The organism is Tenacibaculum sp. L6, from assembly GCF_028823685.1.
GTDB lineage: Bacteria > Bacteroidota > Bacteroidia > Flavobacteriales > Flavobacteriaceae > Polaribacter.
This window is the reverse complement of the sequence record NZ_JAPEHZ010000069.1, coordinates 1-11189: the sequence shown is the minus strand read 5'-3', so window position 1 is coordinate 11189 and position 11189 is coordinate 1. Positions and strand designations below refer to the sequence as shown.

Sequence of the window (11189 nt, the reverse complement as noted above, 5' to 3'; positions counted from 1 at the left end):
ACGGCTAGTTTAGAGATAACAACAAACATTGGTGTAAAAATTATAACGTTAGATGGTAAAGGTACTGCGGTAGCAGAACCAGTAATGACATTTAGCGAGTCGCCAATTGCTTTTGGTAACGTAGAAGTAGGTCAAGAATTATCTAAAAATATTACTATTAGTAACACAGGAAATGCTGATTTAGATATTACTAATGTAAATATTGTTGGAAGTAGTACCGCATCATCTTTTACAGTAATAGGAGGAACAACTGCATTAATAAAGACTATTGCCCCAGGTGATACACATACTTTTGAAGTTAAGTTCATGCCAAGTTCACAAGGATATGTTTCAGCATCTATTAGGTTTTTAAATAATTCTAATGATAGTGATGTGTTTTTAGGAATGAATGGAACAGGAACAGCGCCAGCACAACCAGTAATGACATTTAGCGAGTCGCCAATTGTTTTTGGTAACGTAGAAGTAGGTCAAGAATTATCTAAAAATATTACAATTTCTAATACAGGAAATGCAGATTTAGAGATTACTAATGTAAATATAGTAGGAGGTAGTACCGCATCATCTTTTACAGTAATAGGAGGAACAACTGCATTAATAAGAACCCTTGCCCCAGGTGATACACATACTTTTGGAGTTAAATTTACTCCAAGTTCAGAAGGGTATGTTTCAGCATCTATTAGGTTTAAGAAATCTGATGGAACTCTTGTGCTTTTAGGAATGAATGGAACAGGAACAGCGCCAGCACAACCTGCAATTGCTTTTAGTGAAACAGGATTGAGCTTTGGTGATGTTACTGTAGGAAACTCTGGAAATGATTTAACTTTTGCTATTCAGAATAATGGTCAAGGAAATTTAGAGGTAAGTAATATTAGAATTAGCGGAGCTAACGCAAGTGATTTTAACTTAATTAATGTGTCTGCTCCACAAACAATTGTGTCTAATGGCTCATATACTGTTACTGTTAGATTTACACCTCAATCAGAAGGGCAGAAATACGCACAAGTTTTTGTAGAAAATAATGATCCTACAAAACCTAACTATGGACTTATTGTTCAAGGAAAAGGATTACAGGCTACGACAGGAAATGTAGTATCTATTCCAGACGCTAACTTTAAGGCGGCATTAGTTGGAAATTCATCGATTAATACGAACGGAGATACTGAAATTCAAGTTTCAGAGGCTCAGGCTTTCACGGGTGAAATTAGAGTAGATGGATTGAGTATTTCAGATGTAACAGGTTTAGAGGCTTTTGTAAATATTTCACAATTTCATGCAATGAATAACGCTTTAACTAGTATAGATTTAAGTCAGAATACAGCAATAACAAGATTAACGTTAAAAGGGAATAATTTAACAGCTTTAGATCTTTCAGCTAATACAGCTTTACAAACTGTGTTAATTCAGCAGAATGATATAAGTTCAACAATCGATTTATCTAATCACTCAAGCTTAGTTAACCTAGATTGTGGAGATAATAATATCTCAACATTATTATTACCAACAACGGCCAATGGGTTAAGAACTTTATACTTAGGGGAAAATCAAATTAGTACGTTAGATGTTTCTATGTATCCAGATTTAAGAACTTTAGTTGTTTACAAGAACAATTTAACAAGTGTAGATATTTCTAATAATTCAAAAGTTAGGACTTTACATGTTAGAGATAACAATTTAACAAGTTTAAACGTAGCAAATGGTAATAATGTAAATTTCTTTTATATGATTGCAGATGGAAATGATGACTTAACGTGTATTCAACATGATGCTGGTTTTGATCCTTTAAACCCACCAAATACGCAAGCAAACCAATGGGCTAAGCCATCTGGAGCTTCTTGGAGCACAGTCGCATGTCAATAAAAAAACATTCCCTTTAAATAGTAATTCAAAAAAGTTACCTGTGTAAAAAGCAGGTAGCTTCTAATAGTATAAAAACAATAATAGAAATGAAAAAATATACAATATTAGTTTGTTTATTCTTCGCTAGTTTTTTGTTTCATCAAACAGCCAATGCTCAGTTTGGTAACATGTTAAAAAAAGCTAAGCAAAAAGTAACAAAAAAAATAGAAGAGAAAGCTTCTTCATCAATAGAAAAATCAACTACAAGTTCAGATACTAATTCAACGTCTAATACAAATGAATATTCAGATGAAGAGTTTAAAAAAGAGTTAGCTAAAAAGTATCCCAACGATAAAGAAAAGCAAGATTTTTATTTTAAAAAGTACAAAGAGTATCAACAAAAACAAGTAGCTGAAAAAGAAGCCTTATTAGCTAAAGAAAATAGTAAAGGAACAGTTGTGAGCGAAATTCCTTCACCTATAGAAAGTAGTGAAAATGATAAATTTAAAGACAATCAAATTTATGTATTAAACAGAACAAAGTTTAAAAAAATGCCTGCTTACGATGGTGGTTTTTCTGATAAGATGGAACTGTCTGGTTACTACCATTTATCACAATACTTTGTTAGAAATCCTTCAAGTCATTTTGATAGCAATCCAGGTGATATTTACGAAGGCTTTTCTATTGAATATGATCCGACAACGTATCAATTAAACGCTTATTTCACTCCAGAACAAAAAAAAACGCTTATTTCACTCCAGAACAAAAACGTTATGGTGTAGTTCCAGAGCAATATAGAAAATCTGCAGACAAAGGAAACATTCAGTTTCAGTTTGGAATGGGAGGTGGACCAGAGTGGACCAATGCTAATGTGCTTTTATTAGAACCAGGGGTGTTGTTAATAGGGGCTGAAGTATATCATAAAAATGATAATGAAGGCCATAAATGGATGAATAATGCTCAACCACAACAGTTTGTTATTGCTGCTAAAAATCCAGAAAAAATTAAGAAGTATTATAAAAATCCTGAATTAACATCTCAAACAACTTTTGCTAAGTTTGATAACTTACGTAAAGATTGGTTAGGAGCAAAGTTAAATAGTGTAACAATGCCAGCAAAAGGAAGTTTAAACAGTAGTTTGATAGGAATTGCTACCAAAGGGTTAAATGCTTATTACGGTAAAACAAGTATGAAGAACTTAAAGCAATATGTTACTTCAAACAAGTGGTCAACAGTAAAGCATAAAGTAACAGGAGTTCCTTTGTACCAATGGGTAGTTGGAGCCGTAGTTCAGGAAAACTCTGATGGGCAGTGTATGTTACAACAATTTATTTTACGAAGAGATTATACAGGAGGAGGAAAATACGGAGAAGTTTATTTTAATGGAATTAGCCGAACTGGAGGAGCACCTTACGGAGGATATTGTAAGTGTGACGCAAAGCCTTAAAAATAAAAATGAAACTTCATGTTAAAAAAAGAAGTGTAAAAAAAAGATACACTCATACGGTTCATAAATTCCTATTTATACCATTAATTTTTAGAGGTAAATTTTTTTGGTTAAAAAGAGTTATAATTGAAAAGTCATTCAATGGTTATAAATTGACTATCATAGGAGTTAATTAATTTTAAACTAAGAACAGTTGTGAATAAAGGTGGTGTTTTGCGTATTATTGCATAGCCACCTTTTTTATAGTGATATTAAATTTGTGAAAAAAACTTTTTACATACTTGTTTTCGTATTTCTTTTCTTTGAAAATGTTTTTTCACAAGAGCCTTTTTATACGCAATTTACATCGGATGATGGTCTAGCTTCTCTGGCTAATTTTAATATTATTCAAGATAAAGATAATCTTGTTTGGGTTGGTGCAGAACAAGGATTGTTTTACTACAATGGTAAAAAATTTATTAAGGTAAAAAATACGATTGCTACCACTAAAAGTATCTTCAATTTACAAATTGATGATGAGGGGCAAATATGGTGTTCTACAATTTCAGGACATATTTATAAAGTTGTAAATAAAGAGTTACAGCTATTTAAAGACTTTTCTAATGAGTTAAAAGGAACCTTTGCTCATTTAATGGTTTTGAAAAATGATATTTTCTTTATTTCTCAGAGAAAGAGTTATCAGATAGATAAAAAAACAGGATCAGTAAAAAAAGACTTAAATGCTGAGGTTTCTAAAATAGCAAAATCTGAAAACGGTTTTTTTTACTATAACTTAAAAGAAACAAATATCATTACTCATGTTTATGAAGAAGAGGGAATACCAGTTTTCAAAAAAGTAAAATGTGATAAAAAAAGATTTTCTTTAGATAAAGGAAATTTTCAAATGTTTCAGTGGTTTGATGAGATTGTTGTTAAACTTGATAGTGATGTATCAAAAGCGTTTTCAATTAATATTCATACAAGAGAAATTAGTTTTATAAAACTTCCGAATAATTTTCAAAAAGCTCAGGTATACAATACAAAGAAGTTTCAGAAAAACTGGTTGTTAACATCAAATGGAATTTATAAAACTTTAGAAAAAACAAAAGTTAATGATACCGAACAAATTTTTAAAGATTATCATATAACGGATGTTTTAAAAGACAATGAAAATAATTATTGGTTAACTACACTTCAAAATGGTGTTTTTGTAGTACCAAGTTTAGGAATAACAAAGAAGAGTTTTTTAGAGATAAAAGAAGACATTATCTCAATAGAAGCTGTAGCAGAAAATCGTTTGTTACTAGGTACCCAAAATGGTAATTTAATAGACTATAATACACAAAATAACAATTATACAATCACGGATTTACCGAACCAGCGACCGGTAAATAGAATTAAATATGATGAAATACTCGATAGGGCATATATAAGTACCAACGGAACAAGTAGTTATATTTATGATTTAAAGAGTAAAAAAATGACGAATGTTGGGAATCTGTTTACAACAGCTAAAGGTTTTGCTCAAATAAGTAAGGATTCGCTGGTGTATTTATCGTATCGACATGCTATTATTTACACCCATTTGTCAAAAAATAAAGAGCATATAGTTTTAGATAGTAAAAGACCTATTAGTACTCATTACGATTCTAAAAATAAACTTATTTACGTAACTTATATTGACGGAACGGTAGTTTATAATAAAAAACTACAAACCATTCCCGTAAGTTATCAAAACAAACCTATTATTTTTTCTGAATACACTCAAACTTCTAATGGTAAAATATGGGCAACCACAAGAGATAAAATCTTAGGGTTAGAAGCTGGGAAAGTTACCGACAGTATTACGTATTCAACAGGGTTATTGCAATCTCAAATAAAAGGAATTTTAGGAAAAGAAAATTTTCTGTGGATTGTTACTGAAAAAGGGATACAGCGATATGATACAGATAAAAAATCGATAAAAACAATTAATTTAACTGATAAAAGTGCTATCAAGTTCAAACATCCGGTTGTTCAAAACGATTATTTATGGGTGCCTGGAAATAATTTTTTATGTAGAGTAGATATATCTATTCCTGATTTAATGCTACCTAAAACAGCCCCATTAGCTTATATAAGCAATGTTAAAATTGGAGGTAAAGAGCAAGAAATAAAAACAAAGTATGAGTTGCCTTATAAAACCAATGATATTACATTTAATTTTAATGCAAACGGATTTAAAGCTAGTAGTAAAAATGTTTTTCAATATAAGCTTTTAGGTTTCAATACCGAATGGCAAACATCAGAACTGAATGATGATGTTGTTAGGTATATTGGAATTCCATCTGGAAAATATGAGTTTTTACTTAGAACCAAAAGTCTAGATGGAAGTATTGGGGAAGAAAGTAAAGGCGTTAAAATTATTGTTCAAAAACCTTTTTGGGAGAATTGGTGGTTCATAGCTGCTGTATTTTTTACATCAGTTTTAGCGGTAGTAATATATTACAGAATTAAGTTACAGTGGAAAGAGAAAGAAGGAGAGCGAGAATTAGAAAAAGTGATTTTAGCTAGTAGAATAAGTAAGTTACGATTAGAGAACTTACGCTCACAAATGAATCCTCATTTTATTTTTAATTCTTTAGGAGCAATTCAAGATTATGTAATGAAGAACGAGAAATATTTAGCGAGTGATTATCTGGTCAAATTTTCCCGTTTAATTAGAATGTATTTAAATCATAGTAGGGTTAATGTAATATCGCTAAAAGAAGAACTCAGTTCACTTGAAATTTATATAGCATTAGAACAATTGCGATTTGAGAATAAATTTAAAGTTAATTTCTTAGTAGATAAGAATGTAAATAAGGATCAATTTGAAGTTCCACCGTTGTTTTTACAACCGTTTGTAGAAAATGCAATAAAACATGGACTTGTTCATAAAAAGGAACAAGGAAACTTATGGATAACAATTAAAAATAAGACTACTAATTTATTAATTGTAACGATAGAAGATGATGGTATTGGAAGAGAAAAATCATTAGAAATCAATAAGAAAAGACAAGGACATAAATCTTTTGCTGTGAATGCTACTCAAGAGCGAGTTTCACTATACAAGAAAGAAAAGTTATTTGATATTTCAGTAGAGTTTACAGATAAAGTTGATGAAAATGATAAGGCTACAGGAACGGTAGTAACACTAAAAATAAAAAGAATTTAAAAATGAAAGCGTTAATAATTGATGATGAGGCAAAAGCACGTAGCGTAATGGAAACGATGCTTACAGAATTCTTCCCTGAAATAAAAAGTATTATTACAGCTGACAACTTGTTAAATGGAGTAAAAGAAATAAATAAACATGCGCCTGATATTGTTTTTCTAGATATTGAAATGCCAGAGTATTCAGGGTTAGAAATTTTAGACTTTATTTCTGAGCCTATCGAATTTCAATTAATTTTTACAACAGCCTATCAACAATATGCGCTAGATGCATTAAAGTTATCGGCAATAGATTATTTGGTAAAACCTATTGATAGAGAAGAATTACGAGTAGCTATAAATAAGGCTAAAGTAAATATAGAGCAGAAAAAGGTTTCAGCGCAATTTTCGGAGCTAAAAAAAGCAATTCAATCTTTATCGTCACATAAAATAGCTTTAGAAGTTCCCGGAGAAATCATTTTTGTATCTCATGAAGATATCTTGTATTTAGAAGCAGATGGTATGTATACAAAGGTACATCTGGCAAATAAAGAAAATCAGCTTATTTGTAAACCGTTATCATATTTTGAAAATCAACTTCAAAGCAATAACTTATTTTTCAGGTGCCACAGGTCTTTCTTAATAAATCTCCATTATTTAGAGAAGTTTATAAAAAAAGATGGAGATTTTTTGTTGATGCAAAATCAAACAACAATACCTATTTCTAAAACAAAAAAGCAAGAATTTTTAAAGATTATAAAAGAAGTGTTTTAGATTTGCGGTATGCAATTTTACCAAAAAGAAATTCAATTACCAGCATTTAACAGAGGTTATCATTTAATTACAGATATTTTATTAGAAGCATTTCCAGAGCTTAAAAATATTAAGGTAGGACAGTTTCAGGTATTTATAAAACACACATCAGCAAGTTTAACGATTAACGAAAATGCTGACCCGACTGTTCGAATGGACTTTGAGTCGCATATCAACAAAATGATTCCTGAAAATATGCCATACTACAAGCATGATTATGAAGGAGCAGATGATATGCCTGCACATATTAAAAGTTCGATGTTAGGATGTCAGGTACAGATTCCGATTACCAATGGAAAACTTAATTTAGGAACTTGGCAAGGAGTGTATTTAGGAGAGCACAGAAATTATGGTGGTAGAAGGAAAGTAGTACTAACAGCTTTTGGAAATTAAATGAAGTATCATAAATTTAACTTTTACAGAAGTACCTATTGTGAGTTTGAAATGCAAAACATCAATTTTTTTGATGATATGAAAGCTCATTTTCAAAGTAAATCAGGGAGTTATTACTATTACACTGAAGAAGGTGTTTTTCGTTACTCAAACCACTGGGGTAGGGTTGCAAACTGCCGTTGGAAAATTCAGGGAATAGACCATTATAAAAATCAGAAATATTATGTAGGCTATGCAAATTGGTCAGACTTTTATCCGCTGAATAGTACAGATAAAGTGTTTTACCTAGAGGTAGACTATCAAGAGTGTAAAGCAAACATCAAAAGAATACGAACTGACGAAGAGTGTAAAGAATTCTTAATGACCTCAGAATTTGCACATCAACGCTTAAAACAAATACAAACCTTGTTTAAAGAGTATAAGTGGGCACGATACTATGAAGAAGATGTGGATGTTTTAAGAAAAATAATCATCGACAAACTGATAACAACAAACAAAACGCTACAACAACTAAAGCTAGAGTTATAAATCTTTGTAATCTCTATTGACACCAAGACTAAAGCCAAAGCGCGTGTCACTTTCTCTACCTAGTCTGTGAATAGCAACTTTACCTAACGGTATTTTACCGAACTCGTTGTTGGTAATTTCCTCATTATTTAAAATAAGCTTTCCTTTAAATTGCTTTTTGGTGTTGTATTCGCTGCGGTCTATTTTATTTTGATAAACGTTTATAGATAAAATATTATCCTTATCCGTATAACCACAAAAAATACCGTGCTTATCCCAAATCATGTACTCGTTACTCTTTTTTAATTCTCTACTAGGCTTACCCAATACTTGAATTAAAGTGCTGTAATTTGTAGGAAAAGTAAGCGGTTTGCTATTTATATGAATAACATCCGTATCGCATTCAATAACTAAATTTTTTACCTTTTTTTTCTTAAAAAAATTGAACATAGTAATTATTTTATTAGGTTAATGAATTTAAGGGATGAAATGTAAAACTAAAAAATAATTTTTAAGAAACTCCTTTCTCTTTTAGTTAAATTTGCTAATTAGTTATAAAACCCTAATTAATAATGAACATACCTCAAACGAGTTTTCCTCGAGTTATTATTGTAGGAGGTGGATTCGCAGGATTGGCAGCTGCAAGAGCATTAGAAAATCAAGAATTACAAGTTGTTTTAATCGATAAACACAATTACCATACATTTCAACCTTTATTGTATCAAGTAGCTACAGGCGGATTAGAGCCAGATAGTATAGCATTTCCATTAAGGAAAAGGTTTAACGATATAGAGAATTTTTATTTTCGGTTAGCTAAAGTTACGGGTATAAATGCAGAGAAACGAATTGTAGAAACTACGATTGGTAATTTGGAGTATGACGAGTTAATTCTTGCCACAGGATCTACCACAAATTTCTTCGGAAATACCAATATTCAAAAATATGCGATGGAAATGAAATCAGTTCCGCAGGCATTGAATATTCGTAGTTTGGTTTTAGAAAACTTTGAAGAGGCATTATTAGTTACCGATTTAGAAAAACGAAGAGCGTTAATGAACTTTGTTATTGTAGGAGGAGGACCAACCGGAGTAGAGTTAGCAGGGGCATTAGCCGAAATGAAAAAAGGAATTCTTCCTAAAGATTACCCTGATTTGGATATTCGAGAAATGAAAATTAATCTCATTCAAAGTTCAGGAGAGTTATTAAAAGGGATGAGCGAAGCTTCTTCAGAAAAATCAGAAGATTTTTTAATAAAATTAGGAGTTGATGTTTGGAAAAATTTACGGGTATTAGATTATGACGGAGAAACTGTAACAACGAATGGAGAAGACCATTTTAAAGCACAAACTGTTATTTGGGCAGCAGGAGTTAAAGGAGCTGTTGTTAATGGTTTAGCCGAAGAATGTGTTATTGAAAGAGCCAATCGATTTAAAGTAGATGAATACAACAAAATAATCGGTTATGATAACATATACGCTATTGGAGATGTAGCGTGTATGGAAACCAAAGATTATGAAAGAGGGCACCCTATGATGGCACAACCAGCGATTCAACAAGGAAGGTTGTTGGGGAAAAATATCATAGCAAAATTAAAGAAGAAAAAACAAAAACCTTTTAAGTATAAAGACAAAGGAGCAATGGCGACTATTGGAAGAAATAAAGCCGTTGTTGATTTACCTAAATGGAAGTTTCAAGGAGTTTTTGCTTGGTTTGTATGGATGTTTGTGCACTTATTTTCACTTATTGGATTTAGAAATAAAGCAGTAGTGTTTATGAATTGGGTGTATAATTACATCCGTTTTGATCGAGAAACAAGATTGATTATCCGTCCGTATAAAAAGAAAAATAAATACAGCTTTAAAGAACAAGAAAATGGCAATTACTAGAAACGTTAAATGTCCAAACTGCGGAGTTTTTAATAGGAACAGCGATTACTGTAAAAATTGTAATACGTTAATTTCTTTTGAAAAAAAACAAGAACAAAAAGTAGCGGCATATAAAGAAGAAGAGCTTCAAAAAGTGAAGTATGAAATAGAAAACCCAAACTTGGCAGAACGCTTAAAAAAGCATTCGTTTTGGTTGTATCGTATTGTTGGTTGGATTTTATACTCGGCGTATTTGTTGGTAAGTGCCATTGGAGCGTTAATTGCATGGTTTATAGCAATGGTAGCAGCAGGATAAGAGCGTATGCAAAAAAGGATACTTCCATATTACTTTTACGTTTCAGTTGCTGTAGGAAGCTTTATTTATCTCGCTCAGCAATTTGAAATTACACTACCTAAAATCGTTAATAATTATGTAAATGATTTTTTAATACTACCCATTGTATTAACGATCTGTCTTTTTATTTTACGATGGAGTAGAGGGGATAAAAGTTATACAATCCCTCTTGGTGTAATTATGTATGTCTGTGCTTTCTACGGAGTTTTTTTTGAGTATTTACTACCTAAGTTTCATCCAAGGTACACTGCTGATTTCATTGATGTATTCTTATATTTTATGGGTGGCGTAGTTTTTTATTTTCTTCAGAAAAAGGAATGATAACTTTAAACAACTGGACTAGTGCTTTTCATAGGAGCCATTGTTGTACAGCGTTATTTTAAATTTTCAAATCTTTTTATAATATATCTCATAGAATAAGGCAAATTCCTTTTTTCAGAATTATTTATAATATTGAGTAGTACATCTAATTCTTTAATTCTTTCATCTTTGTTTTCGAACAAATAATTTGAGTTTCTGTTTTCATCATTAATGTTTAAATAATCATAGGTCAAATTTTTTCCATTTGATGTCGATAACAGGTCCATTTCTAAATTATAGTTCATACATATTAAATCAAAATCAGGTGTTAGTTGTAAAGATTTAGTATGATTTGAAAAAAAGTGTTTTTCTATTAAATCTCTTTTAGCTTTTACAGGTAATAATTGAGTAATTAAATTGTTTGATTTAAAAGTATCTTTATACTTAAAGAAACCATTACTATCACACAATTATTTTATGCCAATTCAAACTATTTTCGTGATAAATTAGACGAAATGGC

General features: G+C 31.0%; 11 protein-coding genes. 9 read left to right on the top strand and 2 right to left on the bottom strand.

The features are described from left to right. The 7 genes from OU788_RS10630 to OU788_RS10600 all read left to right on the top strand — a co-directional run. Positions 1 to 1857, top strand: a 1857-nt coding sequence (locus OU788_RS10630) for a choice-of-anchor D domain-containing protein (RefSeq protein ID WP_274635145.1), incomplete at its 5' end; no start/stop codon positions are given. 86 nt (positions 1858 to 1943) lie between these two features. Then, on the top strand, positions 1944 to 2618 hold the full coding sequence (locus OU788_RS10625; protein ID WP_274635144.1) for a hypothetical protein: 675 nt from the start codon (positions 1944 to 1946) through the stop codon (positions 2616 to 2618). Positions 2619 to 2674: 56 nt separating this feature from the next. After that, a complete protein-coding gene (locus OU788_RS10620) occupies positions 2675 to 3283 on the top strand; it encodes a hypothetical protein (protein WP_274635143.1) in 609 nt (202 codons plus the stop codon). A 259-nt stretch (positions 3284 to 3542) separates the two neighbouring features. Then, a complete protein-coding gene (locus tag OU788_RS10615; RefSeq protein ID WP_274635142.1) occupies positions 3543 to 6458 on the top strand; it encodes a sensor histidine kinase in 2916 nt (971 codons plus the stop codon). Between the two features lie 2 nt (positions 6459 to 6460). After that, entirely contained in the window at positions 6461 to 7210 is a 750-nt protein-coding gene (locus tag OU788_RS10610; protein WP_274635141.1) for a LytR/AlgR family response regulator transcription factor, read from the top strand. Between the two features lie 9 nt (positions 7211 to 7219). After that, the gene (locus OU788_RS10605) at positions 7220 to 7642 is read left to right on the top strand and encodes a secondary thiamine-phosphate synthase enzyme YjbQ (RefSeq protein ID WP_274635140.1); all 423 of its coding nucleotides are present in this window, start codon (positions 7220 to 7222) and stop codon (positions 7640 to 7642) included. After that, positions 7643 to 8170, top strand: coding sequence for a hypothetical protein (locus OU788_RS10600; RefSeq protein ID WP_274635139.1), 528 nt, complete (start codon positions 7643 to 7645; stop codon positions 8168 to 8170). On the opposite strand, the gene OU788_RS10595 is transcribed toward OU788_RS10600, so the two are convergent. Continuing rightward, entirely contained in the window at positions 8165 to 8599 is a 435-nt protein-coding gene (locus OU788_RS10595) for a DUF7738 domain-containing protein (protein ID WP_274635138.1), read from the bottom strand. The genes OU788_RS10600 and OU788_RS10595 overlap by 6 nt on opposite strands. A gap of 122 nt (positions 8600 to 8721) precedes the next feature. Here OU788_RS10595 and OU788_RS10590 point away from each other — a divergent pair, with 122 nt between their 5' ends. Both OU788_RS10590 and OU788_RS10585 read left to right on the top strand, forming a co-directional pair. Further along, on the top strand, positions 8722 to 10035 hold the full coding sequence (locus OU788_RS10590) for an NAD(P)/FAD-dependent oxidoreductase (RefSeq protein WP_274635137.1): 1314 nt from the start codon (positions 8722 to 8724) through the stop codon (positions 10033 to 10035). Further along, complete coding sequence (locus OU788_RS10585) at positions 10022 to 10330, top strand: hypothetical protein (RefSeq protein ID WP_274635136.1); 309 nt, start codon at positions 10022 to 10024, stop codon at positions 10328 to 10330. Before OU788_RS10590 ends, OU788_RS10585 begins: the two co-directional genes overlap by 14 nt. A gap of 413 nt (positions 10331 to 10743) precedes the next feature. On the opposite strand, the gene OU788_RS10580 is transcribed toward OU788_RS10585, so the two are convergent. Further along, positions 10744 to 11139 carry a hypothetical protein gene (locus OU788_RS10580; RefSeq protein WP_274635135.1) on the bottom strand — a complete coding sequence of 132 codons (396 nt, stop codon included), beginning with the start codon at positions 11137 to 11139 and terminating at the stop codon, positions 10744 to 10746. Positions 11140 to 11189 lie beyond the last annotated feature (50 nt).